Annotated in this window: 16 protein-coding genes; 13 read left to right on the forward strand and 3 right to left on the reverse strand. The window is 61.9% G+C overall.

Annotated features, from left to right (window positions below; all coding sequences use genetic code 11):
- Nucleotides 1-885 precede the first annotated feature (885 nt).
- The 8 genes from A39O_RS39805 (at nt 886) to A39O_RS35995 (ending at nt 5,837) form a co-directional block, all read left to right on the forward strand.
- Entirely contained in the window at nt 886-1,128 is a 243-nt protein-coding gene (locus tag A39O_RS39805; protein WP_245562022.1) for a DUF433 domain-containing protein, read from the forward strand.
- Nucleotides 1,128-1,457 (forward strand): DUF5615 family PIN-like protein, encoded by a 330-nt coding sequence (locus tag A39O_RS39810; protein WP_083925013.1) that lies wholly within the window; start codon nt 1,128-1,130, stop codon nt 1,455-1,457. Before A39O_RS39805 ends, A39O_RS39810 begins: the two co-directional genes overlap by 1 nt.
- Nucleotides 1,458-1,951: 494 nt before the next feature.
- A complete protein-coding gene (locus A39O_RS41990) occupies nt 1,952-2,149 on the forward strand; it encodes a hypothetical protein (RefSeq protein ID WP_020508559.1) in 198 nt (65 codons plus the stop codon).
- Nucleotides 2,150-2,555: 406 nt separating this feature from the next.
- Nucleotides 2,556-2,870 carry a nucleotidyltransferase domain-containing protein gene (locus tag A39O_RS0131185; RefSeq protein WP_026199885.1) on the forward strand — a complete coding sequence of 105 codons (315 nt, stop codon included), beginning with the start codon at nt 2,556-2,558 and terminating at the stop codon, nt 2,868-2,870.
- Nucleotides 2,871-3,492: 622 nt separating this feature from the next.
- On the forward strand, nt 3,493-3,723 hold the full coding sequence (locus tag A39O_RS0131190) for a DUF2281 domain-containing protein (protein WP_020508561.1): 231 nt from the start codon (nt 3,493-3,495) through the stop codon (nt 3,721-3,723).
- Nucleotides 3,701-3,880 (forward strand): PIN domain-containing protein, encoded by a 180-nt coding sequence (locus A39O_RS35990; RefSeq protein WP_020508562.1) that lies wholly within the window; start codon nt 3,701-3,703, stop codon nt 3,878-3,880. The genes A39O_RS0131190 and A39O_RS35990 overlap by 23 nt, the downstream gene beginning before the upstream one ends.
- 318 nt (nt 3,881-4,198) lie before the next feature.
- A complete protein-coding gene (locus A39O_RS41500) occupies nt 4,199-4,507 on the forward strand; it encodes a hypothetical protein (RefSeq protein ID WP_157640545.1) in 309 nt (102 codons plus the stop codon).
- A 25-nt stretch (nt 4,508-4,532) separates the two neighbouring features.
- Complete coding sequence (locus A39O_RS35995; RefSeq protein ID WP_020508563.1) at nt 4,533-5,837, forward strand: hypothetical protein; 1,305 nt, start codon at nt 4,533-4,535, stop codon at nt 5,835-5,837.
- A 68-nt stretch (nt 5,838-5,905) separates the two neighbouring features.
- On the opposite strand, the gene A39O_RS0131205 is transcribed toward A39O_RS35995, so the two are convergent.
- A complete protein-coding gene (locus tag A39O_RS0131205; RefSeq protein ID WP_020508564.1) occupies nt 5,906-6,091 on the reverse strand; it encodes a hypothetical protein in 186 nt (61 codons plus the stop codon).
- 77 nt (nt 6,092-6,168) lie between these two features.
- Between A39O_RS0131205 and A39O_RS36000 the strand changes: the two genes are divergently transcribed.
- Both A39O_RS36000 and A39O_RS0131215 read left to right on the forward strand, forming a co-directional pair.
- Nucleotides 6,169-6,933, forward strand: a complete 765-nt coding sequence (locus A39O_RS36000) for a phosphotransferase family protein (RefSeq protein ID WP_020508565.1) — start codon at nt 6,169-6,171, stop codon at nt 6,931-6,933.
- A gap of 223 nt (nt 6,934-7,156) precedes the next feature.
- The gene (locus A39O_RS0131215; protein ID WP_020508566.1) at nt 7,157-8,740 is read left to right on the forward strand and encodes an MFS transporter; all 1,584 of its coding nucleotides are present in this window, start codon (nt 7,157-7,159) and stop codon (nt 8,738-8,740) included.
- An 87-nt stretch (nt 8,741-8,827) separates the two neighbouring features.
- Here the strand turns inward: A39O_RS0131215 and A39O_RS41505 are convergent, their stop codons facing one another.
- On the reverse strand, nt 8,828-9,406 hold the full coding sequence (locus tag A39O_RS41505; protein ID WP_157640546.1) for a hypothetical protein: 579 nt from the start codon (nt 9,404-9,406) through the stop codon (nt 8,828-8,830).
- Nucleotides 9,407-9,969: 563 nt separating this feature from the next.
- Between A39O_RS41505 and A39O_RS0131225 the strand changes: the two genes are divergently transcribed.
- From A39O_RS0131225 to A39O_RS0131235, 3 genes are all read left to right on the forward strand, one after another.
- Entirely contained in the window at nt 9,970-10,212 is a 243-nt protein-coding gene (locus A39O_RS0131225; RefSeq protein ID WP_020508569.1) for a hypothetical protein, read from the forward strand.
- A 5-nt stretch (nt 10,213-10,217) separates the two neighbouring features.
- On the forward strand, nt 10,218-10,511 hold the full coding sequence (locus tag A39O_RS42455) for a PIN domain-containing protein (RefSeq protein WP_211211768.1): 294 nt from the start codon (nt 10,218-10,220) through the stop codon (nt 10,509-10,511).
- A 415-nt stretch (nt 10,512-10,926) separates the two neighbouring features.
- Entirely contained in the window at nt 10,927-12,072 is a 1,146-nt protein-coding gene (locus A39O_RS0131235; RefSeq protein ID WP_020508570.1) for a zinc-binding metallopeptidase family protein, read from the forward strand.
- Nucleotides 12,073-12,661: 589 nt separating this feature from the next.
- Here the strand turns inward: A39O_RS0131235 and A39O_RS0131240 are convergent.
- The gene (locus A39O_RS0131240; protein ID WP_040529268.1) at nt 12,662-13,258 is read right to left on the reverse strand and encodes a chemotaxis protein CheB; all 597 of its coding nucleotides are present in this window, start codon (nt 13,256-13,258) and stop codon (nt 12,662-12,664) included.
- Nucleotides 13,259-14,461: the final 1,203 nt, after the last annotated feature.

The following is a 14,461-nucleotide window of genomic DNA, read 5'->3' on the forward strand; positions in this document are numbered from 1 at the left end:
CGAGAGGACTATGCCCGCGACCACTAAACTCAAGCATTTCACACGGGTAGCAAAGCATCGCGCGCTACGCTGGACGCACGGCGCGCGGCGTCGATGGGGCGATGTTGCCCTGTTCGTCCGTGGATGACTCAAACTGGGAGCCGGATGGTGTAACACTCCAAGTCCGGTTCTGCGAGGAGCCGGGAACGAATTGCTGTATGGCAGAGATATTGTGGCACCGCCGGGAAACCAGGCGGCAACAGAGAACACCAACGTCTGTCTAACCAGCGGTGAGAACCCGGCTTACTCTCCGACCCTGAGGTATCCCCACGAACTTGAGCGAGACATCAGTAGGTTAGCGGAATCCCGGCGTCAGGGCCTCTGCCAGCCGTTCAAAGCTTCTCTATATCGCTGATAGAGAACGTTATTTCGTGGGGATACCTCAGGGACAGACCACGTTTAATTCCCTCGCCGCGCCTGACAACGCGATTTATCAAGTAGAAAAGGAGTCCGCTTTATTGATATTTTTACCGCCGGGCGGATTTAGTTGAGCCTAGCCTCTTATCCATCTATTGCGAGGATACCTACGATGGAAATGCGCCATGAACGGATGGGGTCAGGTCTTTCCTTTTTCCTCAGAAGGAACGGATGAGGAACAACGGATGGGGTCAAACGGATGGGGTCAAAAAACGGATGGGGTCAGGTCTTTCCTTTTTCCTCAGAGAATATCGGGGTCAAGAGGATCGAGGCCAGGTCTTACCTTTCGCCTCCGCTGGCTGATTGAAAAATGGATCGCCTGAGAACTGCCTAAGCGCCGACCCAATACGACGCTACGGATACTAGGGGCAGACCAGAGTTTCTGCTTTAGCAATCCACGAGCAAATTGTCTTCCCAGTTGAAAGAGCCTTGTCCGAAGTCTACAATTACGATATGAACGACTGGTCCTCCTGTCCTGCCGTCGAGCGCGACCCTGAAAAGGTCAGCGGAGCATGGGTTTTCCGAGGCACACGTGTCCCGGTCTCAGCACTGTTTGAAAATCTTGAGGATGGGGCGCAACTGGCTGATTTCATTACCTGGTTTCCAGGCGTTACCCTTCAACAGGCGCGCGCGGTGTTGGAGCACGCGGCGCGCACGCTAGAGGCTGCATAGTGCGAGTGCTCTTTGATCAAGGCACACCTGCCCCGCTACGAAACCATCTGCCGGATCATGAAGTTTCCACCGCCTACGAACTGGGCTGGAGTAACTTGAAAAACGGCGAGTTATTACAAATTGCAGAGACCTCTGGTTTCGAAGTCTTGGTTACAACAGATCAAAATCTCCGATATCAGCAAAATCTCGCCAGCAGAAAAATTGCTATCGTTGTCTTGAGCACGACCAGTTGGCCACGAATTAGAACTTGCGCTTCTCTCATTGCCAACACCCTCGGAAATATCAAGCCAAATAGCTACATCAAAATTGTTGTGCCATGCGACTGCTGACGATAAGAAGATGAGCATAGAAGGATGGGGTCAGGTCTTTCCTTTTGCCCCAAAGTTAAACCCTTTGTCAGTGATTTTGTTTATCAGAGCCTTGCGGTGCGTCTTCACACGTTGGCTCCGCGGGAGTCTCTGCATCATCTTCGTGGAAATAATGCGATAGATGATACTCACAGGAGAACGAGATAAGTGTGGGCGTCCGTAGATTACTGATAATAAGCGGTTTACTCTGGATTCAAGCTGAACCAGTGCCGACAGAGTCGCTCGGTGCTAGTATTCTCGGGCGCGGACGGCCACGGTGTTCCCGTGCAGCGGCGGTAAGCTCCGCGGGGGCTTCGCAACCGGCGCAATCGATGGGAGTTCCGGCTAAGTGCCCCGTTGGGAGCTTGGCGGATGCCGCCGACCAAGAGCCGGGCTCTTGCCGCAGCGCAGAAGTATTCGAGCCTGGCACCAGATCCCGTCCCTGGCGCCTTGCCGCCAAACGTTATGGGTCAATCATGAGCACAGTCGCCCGTCAATTGCTCCAATCGTTCGCCGCGCTAGCTGAGGCAGAGCGGAGCGAGGTTCTGTTGGAACTTCTTCGCAACACCCCGGCGACGCCCTACGAGGCCCCGTCGGACCAAGAACTGATACGCGCCGCGGACGACATCTTTCAAGAGATCGATCGACGCGAATTCCGGGGACAGTTCACTTAATTCTCCGAGTCCGAAATTCCGGGGGACAGTGTCTGAGGTATCCCCACGAAATATCTTTCTAGATCAGTTTCATGTATATGGCCCAGAAGCATCGAGCGGCTGGCGGCGCCCCGGAACCCATTGGATTTTCGCTAACCCACGGATTTTTCAATGGTTCGTGGGGATGCCTCAGGGCCAGGCTCGAATTATTATAGAGGCGGCGGGAAACGTGCTCGTCACCAGCCGGGCGGTCCTCTTGGACATCGGTAACGCTTCGTCCACGCATCGCTATTTGCAGGTGGCGGTGCATTTCTGGACTCCCTTGGGCGGACCCCACGGTTGGGGTTGTGCCGCTTTCCGAAAGACTTTACACCCGGGCCGCGAAGCTCTACCGCGAGCGCGACATAAACGAAATCAGTGAGTCCCCATGATTAATCCGACGGTAGAATTACTTCGAGACCGGCTCGTGTCAGCCCTCTCACCACGCCGGATCATCCTTTTCGGATCGCGGGCGCGGGGGACCGCGCAACCCGATAGTGATTATGACATCTTGGTCGTCGCGGAGACCGATCTACCCTTTGAGGATCGCGGGGTTCAGGCCCGGCGGGCGGTCCGCGACGTGCGCGTCTCCAAGGACATTGTCGTCGTCACCCCCGAGGAGTTCCGCAAGTATTCGACCTGGCTAACCGGTGTTGTCCGAGAGGCGGTCGAGCACGGGCAGGTGCTTTATGAAGCCGCTTGATGAGCCGGAAGTCGGAGCATGGTTACAGAAGGTTGCTGAGGATTATCGTGTCGCCGAGATGCTCGCCCAATCGAAGACGCAAGTGCTTGCCTACCGATGCGTTCATCGCGTCGTTGGAGCAGGGCCTCCGGCACCGTTTGAAGCCCGAAAAGCCGGGGCCAAAGCCCCAGGAGCGCAATCACTTTACGGGAGGCCTGTTCGACGAGCTAGAGCGGAATTGGGTAAACAGCCCCCGGAATTCCGCATTGGATAAACTGTCCTCGGAATTCCTTTGTGCGATCCACCTGTTAGAATAAACGGCCTTGATCATCGTTCCGGCAGTGCCCGCGCGTCGCGCACTGGAGGCGTTAACGTCATAGTCAGCCCGGAACCTTGTGGGAGCGGCGTCCCGCCGCGATGCGGTGCTGTGGTGACCTCTAACACCGCGGCGACACGCCCGCCCCCGTCGCGGCGGGACGCCGCTCCCACAGGGTCGCTACGCGACTGTAACGGTAAAGCCTCAACCTCCGGTTGTCCTGCGGCCGGGACGACGATCAAGGTCGAATAAACGACCGATTGCCGAGGCAATCGCCGATGATTCAAATCATCGGCGAATGCCGGCGCTGAGCCGGGAGAAATAGCCATGACTGTTGCAGAGTTGGCGTACGAGCAGATCAAGACGCTCCCCGAGGCCCAGGCTCGGGAGCTACTGGATTTCATCGGGTATTTGAAACACAAGGGCGTTTTGGCCCAACAAGATTCTGCGTTGTCGGACGGCACAGATGACGAGTGGGACGAGTTTGAGAAGCTGGCCGGAGCCTGGTCCGGTCAGTTTGATCGGGAGGCGTGTTATGACCGCCCGATCCTTCGCTGACACCAATATCGCGATCTACACACTCGACGCGAACCCAGCGCGGCGGCGCGCAGCGCTGTCCGTCATGAAGGCCCGCCCGGTCATCAGCGTTCAGGTCGTCAACGAATTCCTGAAATTCCAGAAGTCAGAAGGGAAAAGTGGCCACGCTCAGCTATGAACCAGGAAAACGGCCTATAGGGCCAAAGAGCGCGTGCCACAGACGTTGTGCTGGCTTGCGGGTTTATCGGTGGCGCGCGCCGCGACCTTGATCCTCGTTCCGGTCGCAAGAAAACTGGAGGTCGAGGCTTTAGCCGGCCGACCTCGCGTCTGGGCGGCCCTCGTCCGGCTAAACCTCGACCTCCAGTGCGCGACGCCCGAGCGCCGGCCGGAACGATGATCGAGCCCCGCGCCGCCTTAACCCGCTATAGTTGCTCCGACTGGAGCGCTACGTTATGCTCGAAATAGTAAGCCAAACCCTGCCCTATGAGCGAAGAAAATGAAAGACAATACAAGCAAATTCAAAGAGGAAGATATGGTTCGTGTTTTGCCTGGGGTAATAGATCCTGACTTTGGCACTAACATTGGCGGCTGGTCCGGCAAAGTAGGAAAAATAGAACTATCTGATGATGGATCTTGGCTTTACATGATTCGATTGGATCAAGACACTTTATCAGCAGCAGGCGATGACTATGCGGAGAAATGCGAGGATGAGAACTTGAATTTCGAAATATTGTATCTCGAAGAAAGACACTTGGAATTAGTTAATAATGCAGGAAGCAAAGAAGATGAATTTTCGCTCGCGTAAATGGGTCACGCGAGGTCCTCGAATAATGAATAGCGCTGATCAGTACGACCTCCCCCTCGAGGTGATTGTCCTCCTCATCTACGGGACCTTCATGTGCCTGTTCGGGGTCTTGCTTCATTGGATTTTTGCCGGCGCCCTGCCCTATGCGCCGGACAGCATGTACGGCTTGTCTCTGGTCCTGATCGCATTTCAGATCGTCACGCTGGGCAGGACCCCGTTCGGTGACCTGCGGCGTTCCTGGACCTTGGTCGCCATTGGGATCGGCACGGCCGTCATTGGAATGGTGGGCTCCTTCGTGCCAGGCCATTTTAGCGGGACCCTGCGCGTCCTCGTCGGCCTGCTAATGACGGGGGGCGGGGCCGCGCTGCTCTATCAGTATGCCGCGCGTGCAGACCAGGCAAGGGCTTGGCTCAAAGGTCCCGGCATATTGAGAGTCCTCGCCTTTTCCGCGGCCTCGGTCTATCTGCTGACGCTGATTGCGGGCCTCCTTACCCTTCTTCCCGGCATTACGAAGGGTCCCCACACCGCCATCCTCCTCATCATCTATGGCATCAGCTTTCTGTCGCTCGCCTGGACCTTGCACGAGGTCGGTAAGGCATACGGCCCGGAAACGATCCATGCCAGACCGACCCAGGTATCGCCCCCCGGCCACCTCCGTGACGCGCACCGCCGCCTCTCCCGCGATGCCCAACTCCCCCTCACTGTGGCCATCATACTGCTCCAAGCCGTGCTCCTCACCCTCTTGGGGATTCTGCTGTTTCCGGTCGGTGTCGGCCTTCTCCCGTTCTCCCCGGATGGCCAGCACGGTCTGACGCTGGTGATCACGGCGATCCAGATCATCGCCCTCGGGTCTACTCCGGTCGGGGAGTACCGCCGCTCCTGGCTCATGGTCCTGTTCGGCATGCTCTTTGCCGCGCTGGGCATCTTTTCATCAATCGTCCCAGGAGTCATCACGGGACAGACCGGGCTGCTCCTGGGTCTGCTCAATCTCGTTGGCGGATTCCTCGGTTTGTTCAGAGGGCTGCTGTCGATGCTGCGCCGCAGGAGGAACCCTGGGGCGCAGCAAGCCGACGCCGTGCCGCCGATCCTCCGCCTCCTGGCACTCATTCCGACGATGATCGCTGTCGTGCAAATCGTCTTCGGCCTGTCGATATTCCTGCCGACGCTTTTGCCCGCCAAGGTCGGTGCCGCAATGCTCGTCGTGAACGGCCTCCTGCTGTTCGCACTGGCCGGCATGGTCTTGAAGTTGAGCCGTCTCGGCAAGGACCCCGCAGCCGCCTCTGCGGCAGCCCCAACCCCGGCGGCGGCGCCCCGCGCGTCGGATCGTTGACCATTCGATCTGCACCGCGGTGCAGGAGCCGGCCATGACCGACCTCTGCGCCGAGAAGACCTGTATCATCATTGCGCACAGGCGGGCGTGCCGATCAGGTTGCCCTGGAAATCCTGGAGGGTGTCGCGGCCGGCCGCGGGGATCGTACCGGCCCAGGACTGGGCGCGGGCGCGGTACGCGGTTATCAGCGCGAACCCGGCCGCGAACGATGCCTGGATGCGGGCATTGGCAGAGCAACGGCGGCAGGAAGTCATCACCCAGGGCTTCCTGGATCGCTGCCTAGATCGCTGATGGCCTGTCGCGCTCCACTGCATTACAGAGGTGACCAGCAATGAGCACGCACGAGTTCTTTAGTGAGCACTTTGGCGAATTGGTCGGGCGCGGTGCACAGGCCGCCGTCTATGCGCGCGAGGACATCGCGGTCAAAGTGTACAATCCCGGCTACGGCAAAGAACACGTGTTCTACGAGGCGGCCATGATGGGCTTTGTCGAGGCCGCAGGGCTCGCGACACCACGGCCCATCGAGGTGCTGAGCGTCGCCGGCCAGATGTGCCTGAAGATGAGCCGGGTCACTGGTCAGTCGTTCAACACGGTGTTCGCAGGCGACCTGGGCCGCGCGCGGGAGTTGACGGACGATCTTGTGCGGCTGCAGATGGAGATCCACGGCAAACAGATCACGCTTCCCATCTCGCTGAAGTATCGACTCAGGGACAGACTCCGCTTCAACCTCAACCTGGATCCGGCACGGCGACAAGCCCTGCTCGCCTTGTGCGACCTTATGCCGGACGGCGATGCGCTGTGCCACGGCGATTTTCACGGCGCCAACATCCTCGTCGACAACGGTGCATATGGCGTGATCGACTGGATCGAGGTGGCCAAGGGTGATGCGCTGGTGGACGCCAGCCACAGCTATATGACCATTGGCATCACCAGCCGGGAATGGGCGGAGCTTTACCTGGAGAGATACTGTGCCGCATCCGACGCCGAGCGTGAGGACATCTTACGCTGGTTACCGGTGCAGGCTGGTAGCCTGTACGGGCTGATACCAGACAAATTCAGTCCGCTCCTCCTAAAGATAATGGACGGTCAGTGGTGACAGCCCAGGCGCCGACGTCCCGGCCCCCGCCCCGCAACCCTGGTCGCGCCGTCTTGGACAGCGCGATGGATCGCCGGCGCCCCGAGCCCGGCCTGAGCCACGACGGCCGCGAGGATGACACGGATGGGCGGCGGGAGGCCTCAGCACCGGTCGGGCCGGCCGAGCGGTGTCCCTGCCCTGAAGCGCAACCGGGCAGCCGATCTATCCAAGACCGGCTGTTTTTATGAAGAGCGTTTCTCCCTGGGCGCCCTTCCGGCAGCGCGCCTTCGCCGTCCTCTGGATCGCCACGGTGGTATCCAATACCGGCACCGCCATGCACAGCCTGGGATCGGGCTGGCTGATGACTACCCTGACCCCAGACCCGTTGATGGTCGCGCTGGTGCAGGCGGCGACCATGGGGCCGCTGTTGCTGCTGGCGCTGCCCTCCGGGGCCTTGGCCGATATCCTGAACCGGCAACGGCTGCTGCTGACAGTCAATGGCCTGATGGCGCTGGCCGCCGCGACGCTGGCGGGGCTGGTCGCACTTGGATGGATGAGCGCGACGCTGCTCTTGTTCTTCGTTTTTCTGCTGGGCACCGGGGCGGCCTTCATCGCGCCGGCCTGGCAGGCGATCGTGCCGCAACTGGTCCCGCGGGAGACCCTGGGTGCGGCCATTGCGCTCAACTCGACGGGGATCAACGTCGCCCGCGCCATCGGCCCGGCACTGGCCGGGGTGCTGATCGTCGGCGGCGGACTGGCCGCGCCGTTCTTCGTCAATAGCCTGAGCTTCCTGGTGATCGTCGCGGCGCTGCTGTGGTGGCGGCCCGCCGCTCAGCCGGCCTCCGCGCTGCCCGTTGAGGGTCTCGGCGAGGCAATAGTCAACGGTCTGCGCTATGCCCTGCACAGCGCACCCTTGCGCGCCACCCTGGTGCGAGGTGCCGCTTTCTTCCTGTTCGCCAGCGCCTATTGGGGGCTGCTGCCGCTCATCGCCCGGACGTCGCTGGGAGGCAGCGCCCAACTCTACGGCGTCCTGTTGGGCTGCGTCGGGGTGGGTGCGGTGCTGGGTGCGGTGCTGCTGTCATGGGTCAAACCGCGCCTGGGAGCAGATCGCACCGTGGCCCTCGGCACCCTCGGTACGGCGTTAGTGCTGGCGGTGTTTTCGCTCATCGCCAATCCCTACGCCGGGGCGCTGGCCTCCCTGCTGGCGGGTGTCTCCTGGATCTTCGCGCTGTCCTCCCTGCAACTCTCGGCGCAAACCGCGCTGCCCAACTGGGTGCGCGCCCGGGGGCTGTCGGTCTTCATGATGGTCTTCGCCGGCAGCATGGCGCTGGGCTCGACGCTCTGGGGCCTGATCGCCGCCCAACTCGGCATCGACGCCGCCCTGCTGATCGCCGCGGGCAGTGCCCTGGTCGCCATCCCGCTCACCTGGCCGGCCAAGCTGGGCCAAGGCGAGGGGCTCGACTTGGCGCCGTCGATGCACTGGCCGGCGCCCCTGGTCCTGGCTGACCTGCCGCAGGAGCGGGGGCCGGTCATGACGACGATCGAATACCGGATCGACCCGGCGGATGTCCCCGCCTTCCTGACCTTGATGAGGGAACAGGCCCAGGCCCGACGCCGCTCCGGGGCAGTGCAGTGGTGGATCATGGAGGACGCCGCCGCGCCCGGTCACTATGTGGAAACCTTTGTCGAGGGCTCCTGGGTCGCCCATCTGCGCCATCATGAACGAGTCGCCGGTGCGGACCGGGTGATTCAGGAACAAATCCGGGCGCTCCATCGCGGCGACGCACCGCCGCTGGTTCGCCATCTGCTGGCGCCGCCGGTCGTCTGAGTCAACTTTGGCGCACTCCTGCGGCATCTTGCCGGAATGATCGGGCGCGTGTTCCCGCGACATCACTCCTACCCACCGCCCTGATCCTCAATACCGTTCCTGATTCAGGGCCGCATCGTCATCGTGGCGTTTGGCATCGCACTCATAGCCTCGCGCTATCCGCTCCAGCGATTCGGCAAGGTGGGGATGGCTGGCCGCGAGGCCCGTCGCGTTGCGACGGCACTGATCGGCAAGGTCGCGCTCCTGGATCCCGCCTTCATCCATGGCGCGCGACGTGACGCCGCGTTTGTTGAATGTGCCGACTTCGAAACCGGTTCGCATCTGGCTTAATTCGGCCCGATCAAGGATATCCCGCGCCGGAAACCCTGGCCACGGCCCATCCTCGCCGATCGGGGCGTGAGCGAGGATTCCGCCGATGGCTTGCTCGCCCAAGGTTGACCGATCCCGTGCCCGGCAGAGATCAAGCGCCCGATCGATAAAACCCCTGCAGGCATCCGCGTCGATCTCGCCATTGTCCAGCGTACCAGGCTGTCGACGGTAATCGTGAAGTAAGCGCCAGGCGTTCTCCGCAGCCATGCGTTCGCCACTGGATGCCTCGGATTCCGCTCGCGGCTCGTCGTGCTCTGGCGTCATAGGCGCGAACACTTTGCCACTCGCCTTGGGCACGCTTCTTGGACACCCAATCTTCTTTCTTGGCCCAGTGCCTCGCCGTCACGATAACCAACGTCGATTCCTTTCGGGTATCCAGATCGGTTTCTTGTGTGCGTTTCTCGTAGTCGCTGTTGGCCTTGGTCGTGACTTTGCTCTCGACACTCAGCTCCCACAGGGAGAGACCCGCGGGCACCCAGGGGTCACCGACTTGGCTCAGAATTCTGCCGTCCCAGCCTGGACGAGTCACCGAATCCCCGGTGGGGAAGGCGATCTCCGTGACGGACCCAGCCAACACGGCCAGTCGCCGAATCAACCCCGGCAAGTCGCCCCGAGCCGCGCTACCCTGCGCCCACCGCTCGATGTCCTGGGCGACGATCCCACGGCGCTTGATGTCTTGGGCCGGTATGCTGTTCATCTTCGCTCATGTACCAAACTTTGCACCTAGTCGAGCACAGGATAAGGTACCCGTCAACGTTGCTCAGATTACTGCGTTCTGCCCATCCTTGGTGATCCTGGCTCCTAAGCGGGGAGGCCCGGCATCCGCTAAACTCACGCCAAACACTACCGGGAGAGCCCCCATGCAACCGCAAACAGCCGAGATCGAACGGGCCATCAAGGGTCTGGATCGTCGCGACAAGCTCCGCCTGATCGAGGTTCTGGCCCATGCCTTACAGCGCGACGAAACGGTGCCGCCGCCCGCCGAGCGGAAGACCCAACTGGATGTCCTGCTGCAGGAATTGGATGCCCTCCCCAGCGAGAGTGCGGACGACGGATTCTCCAACCGGGACCATGATGCCCTGCTCTATGGGCGACAGACGTGATTTTCGTGGATACCGGCGCCTGGTTTGCCTCTTTCGTGCCCACGGACGCTGACCACGCGGTCGCGCGGGCTTGGCTGGTTCGTAACCAGGCGCCGCTGCTGACCACCGATTACGTTATCGATGAATTGTTAACCCTGATGCGGATGCGCGGCGAGAATCGACGCGCTTTGCGTGTCGGTCAATCCCTACTGGACCAAGGACTGGCCGAACTGCATCTGGTATCCCCGACGACATCCGTGCGGCTTGGGGTGTTTATCGGCAGTTCTCTGATAAGCAGTGGAGCTTCACCGACTGCGTGAGTAAGGTTGTCATGGTAAGCCGAGGCATCCAGACGGCCTTTGCCTTCGACGCTCACTTTCGTCAGTTCGGCTCGGTCGCGGTGGTGCCGAGCGGGCAATGATCGTGGCAATTCTGCCGCACGGGCGGAAAGAGTTGGGGCATTTCTCCGTCAGACGGTGCTGAACCCGTCGAACCGGACCCAGTATTCCCAGGCGTTGTTGCTGGCGCCGCCCGTCGCCTGAGCCTGCTTTGGCGCACTCCTTCGGGAATGATCGGACGCGTTTTCCGGCAACGTCAGGTGGAACGAGGGGCTGGCGGATCAGCCATCGGCGAAGGATCATATCCACCGCCTGAAGGGGCCGGCAAACGCCTGACGCGCTTGACCGAAGCCGACCCGCCTCTTGCGCACACCTCAACCACCGGAGTGCCCCAACGATGCGCACCTTTGCCTGTCAGTCCTGCGGCCAGGCCGTCTATTTCGAGAACTGGCGCTGCAATCACTGCGCCGCCGCCCTGGGCTTCCTGCCCGATGCGCTGCAACTGGTCGCGCTGGAGGAGGACGCGGCGGGTTTCTGGACGCCGATCCCCCCCAGTGACCGGGTGCGCCGCCCCGGTGTGCTGGCGCGGTTCTTCAGCCGCCGACCCGAACCGCCGAGCACGCAGGTGGCCGGCCGACGCTACCGCAAGTGCGGCAATTATGTGCAGCACAATGTTTGCAACTGGATGGTCCCGGCGGAGTCGGGCGAGGATCTCTGTGTCGCCTGCCGTCCCAACCGCACCATTCCCAACCTGAGCCGTCCGGGCAATCCGGAAAAGTGGTATCGCATCGAGCGCGGCAAACGGCGCCTCTTCTACGGGCTGTTGCGTCTGGGCCTGCCGGTGCGCAGCCGCGATGAGGACCCGGCGCATGGGCTCGCCTTCGACTTCCTCGCCAGCCAGGATGCGCCGCCGGATCAGCCGGTGCTGACCGGCCATGCCGACGGACTGATCACGCTCAATATCGACGAGGCCGACCCGGTCCGGCGCGAACGCATCCGGGTGGACATGGACGAGACTTACCGCACCCTGGTCGGTCACTTCCGCCACGAGATCGGCCACTATTACTGGGATCTGCTGATCCGTGAGGGCGGGCGCCAGGAGACCTTCCGCGCCCTGTTCGGCGACGAGCGGCAAGACTACGGCGAGGCCCTGGAAGATCACTACCGCACCGGCCCGCCCGCGCACTGGCAGGACCACTATCTTTCGACTTACGCGAGCAGCCACCCCTGGGAAGACTGGGCCGAGACCTGGGCGCATTACCTGCACATCGTCGACACCCTGGAGACGGCCGCCCATTTCGGCATCGAGGTGGAATGGTGCCTGCCGGACGGCAGTGTCCGCACCGCCGACCCCGAATTCGACCCCTATACCATCGCCGACTTTCAGCAGATCATCGAGGACTGGCTGCCGCTCACCTTTGCGGTCAACAACCTCAACCGCAGTATGGGGCAGCAGGATCTCTACCCCTTCGTGCTGCCGCAGCCGGCGATCGACAAGCTCGCCTATGTTCACGGCGTGATACGGGCGGGAGCCGGTGGCTAGCACCCCCCTGTCGCCCGCGGCAACACAACGTTTGTTACTCCGGCAGGACGCGGCACAGCGATGGTGCAAACCCCACCTACCGGGTGCTCGAATTGTGCGTTCCCGACATCAGAACCAGCGTGTGCGCAATGGCAGGATGAACACCAAAGCATTGATTATAAAAGATACCAAATGATTGCTGCCAGGAGTTGGCACTGTTTCTGCTTATTACACTGTCAGTCGTGGGCCGGATGGCTGAAGCAACCACTTCAGTGTCCGATCTCCGTCTTCTCAGTGGTGATTCACCCCGCGTTAGCGGGGTTTTTTTTGTCAATTTGCCGGAGATTGTCCGGAAGTATAGCGCGCGTGCCTGATATCCAGAAGCGCCTCAGCGCCCCTGGTGGATGCGGCGCGCACGACCGGCGTGCCGGGTCCCTGACACCGAGCGGCGCGCCTTATCCACCCTACAGCGGGCCGGTTTTGTAGGGTGGATAAGCGCAGCGCATCCACCATCAGCCTCGCTGCCGGCACGCTGTCGGCGGGCAGCCACCCAAAATTGGAACTGCTGGAAGCGCCTGGAGCGGCCCAGCCCGAGCATGTAGGAAATCGCCTAAGCTGGCCCCCGTGGAAGGCAGGCAATCCGCACGATCTCTTGAGCAATCGCTTCAGGTGATAGAACAAAATCGATACATCCGCTGGCTATTGCGCTTTCCGGCATGTCCGGCTGCTTTGCGGTATCGAGCGCCTGTGCGATGGTAATTCCGCCGACTGCCCGTATGCCGCACAGTGCCTCCGCTCCGTCGCCATCATAGCCGGAGACAATGACCGCGATCAATGGTCCGTCCCAGTGATGAGTGAGAGAGCGCAGAAAGACGGTTATCACGTCAGGCCATCCCCTGGGTTTTGATATTGGTTTCAGACGGAACTCTCCGGCACACACATGCAAGTCACGCTGCTCCGGAATGATGAATACCCGGTTTGGCCTGATCAGCAACTTGTCCGTGATCAGCTCGACCGGCATTGCGGTATAGCGCGGGAGAATCTCATGGAGCAAGGTGGATACCGTTCGCAGGTGGTTGACGATGACGATCGCAACACCCATGTTATCCGGCAGATGCCGCAGCAACCGGGTATATGCGTCAAGACCGCCAGCAGAGCCACCCACGCATACAATAGTAAAGTCTCTCGCGGAACGCTCGGTGTTCATTGTCGCTCGTGCAGTTTCGGGAGGTCCATCCGGGTTTACCCATTGGAATCGAGGCGAAATGCGATTGGCACAGAGGGAGCAGGTCGGTGCCCCATCACGGAGACGTGCGCTTCTAGGGGCATGGTGCACCGCGGTGGAACCGCTGTTCTGTTCGGTAACGCACCAATTTCACCCACGTCAAACAAGACGGCAATCGCCCGGACTGGTCCGGACGTCCTCAGCGCGCTGCCCGCCGCGCGACGCCCAGCCCTGAAGCATGACCGCGTGACCGCAGTCACGGCGCGGGCTGGTGGGGATTAACGAAAGTTAATGTTCGCACAAGGGGGTAGACACCGCGGCGGGCTTGCGGCAGGATTACGGNTAGGGTAATCGGTCTGCGCCGGGGGTGTTGATGGATACGCTGAGTCCAGGAGCCTGGGTCCACTGCGGTCGCGTGTTCAGCGCCGAGGAGATTGCCGGCATCCGCCAGACGGTGGCGTGGCTGCCGCGGTTGGGGCGGCGGGAGTTGGCGGCGACGCTGTGCGAACACTTGCAGTGGTATACCGAGACGGGGACGGCGAAGGCGCACGCCTGCCGGGAGTTTCTGGAGCGCCTGGAGGCGGCCGGGTTGGTCACGCTGCCCCCGTTGCAGGTCGCGCGGCGCCCCCGCCCGGCGCCCCCGGTGCCGGTGATGGACGCACCGACACCGCTGCACGGCCCCTTGGCCGCGCTCGGCCCGGTGCGCCTGGAACCGGTGCGNGCCGACGCCGCGGCGGTGGCGCAGTGGAATGCCGCTGTCGCCCGCTGGCATCCGCTGGGCTACAAGGGCGCCTTCGGCTACCGGCTACGCTACTTCATTACCGCCGGCGAGCAGCGCCTGGGCTGCCTTCTGCTGGCGGGCGCGGCGCGCGCGCTGGCGGTGCGGTGTCCTTTCGGCAAGCCTGCATGAATCCCACGCGCGGGTCCGGTAACGTGGGAGCCCCGCGTTCTTGGCGACCGGAAGGCCCAGCGTGGCCGGGGTCCAGACGGGCCGGGGCCGAACCGGCGGACCGTTGTTGGCCCAGTCACCCAGTCAGCAGCCACCAGCGCCCCGGCGCGGCTGGGCGGGAGCGTGACAGGGTGCGGTGGGCGCGCGACGCGCGCCCGGCGCGGAATCAGTCCGGTGGGGGATCGGGATCGGCGGCGAGGCGCGCCAGTGCGATGGTGTAATTCCACGGCATCCAG

Source organism: Lamprocystis purpurea DSM 4197 (assembly GCF_000379525.1).
Lineage (GTDB): Bacteria > Pseudomonadota > Gammaproteobacteria > Chromatiales > Chromatiaceae > Thiodictyon > Thiodictyon purpureum.

Excerpts from the sequence above, each read along its gene's own strand:
- A39O_RS41990 (WP_020508559.1), top strand. The coding sequence starts at position 1,952 with ATGAGCACAGTCGCCCGTCAATTGCTCCAATCGTTCGCCGCGCTAGCT.
- A39O_RS0131185 (WP_026199885.1), top strand. The coding sequence starts at position 2,556 with ATGATTAATCCGACGGTAGAATTACTTCGAGACCGGCTCGTGTCAGCC.
- A39O_RS0131190 (WP_020508561.1), top strand. The coding sequence starts at position 3,493 with ATGACTGTTGCAGAGTTGGCGTACGAGCAGATCAAGACGCTCCCCGAG.
- A39O_RS35990 (WP_020508562.1), top strand. The coding sequence starts at position 3,701 with ATGACCGCCCGATCCTTCGCTGACACCAATATCGCGATCTACACACTC.
- A39O_RS41500 (WP_157640545.1), top strand. The coding sequence starts at position 4,199 with ATGAAAGACAATACAAGCAAATTCAAAGAGGAAGATATGGTTCGTGTT.
- A39O_RS35995 (WP_020508563.1), top strand. The coding sequence starts at position 4,533 with ATGAATAGCGCTGATCAGTACGACCTCCCCCTCGAGGTGATTGTCCTC.
- A39O_RS0131205 (WP_020508564.1), bottom strand. The coding sequence starts at position 6,091 with ATGACTTCCTGCCGCCGTTGCTCTGCCAATGCCCGCATCCAGGCATCG.
- A39O_RS36000 (WP_020508565.1), top strand. The coding sequence starts at position 6,169 with ATGAGCACGCACGAGTTCTTTAGTGAGCACTTTGGCGAATTGGTCGGG.
- A39O_RS0131215 (WP_020508566.1), top strand. The coding sequence starts at position 7,157 with ATGAAGAGCGTTTCTCCCTGGGCGCCCTTCCGGCAGCGCGCCTTCGCC.
- A39O_RS0131225 (WP_020508569.1), top strand. The coding sequence starts at position 9,970 with ATGCAACCGCAAACAGCCGAGATCGAACGGGCCATCAAGGGTCTGGAT.
- A39O_RS0131235 (WP_020508570.1), top strand. The coding sequence starts at position 10,927 with ATGCGCACCTTTGCCTGTCAGTCCTGCGGCCAGGCCGTCTATTTCGAG.
- A39O_RS0131240 (WP_040529268.1), bottom strand. The coding sequence starts at position 13,258 with ATGAACACCGAGCGTTCCGCGAGAGACTTTACTATTGTATGCGTGGGT.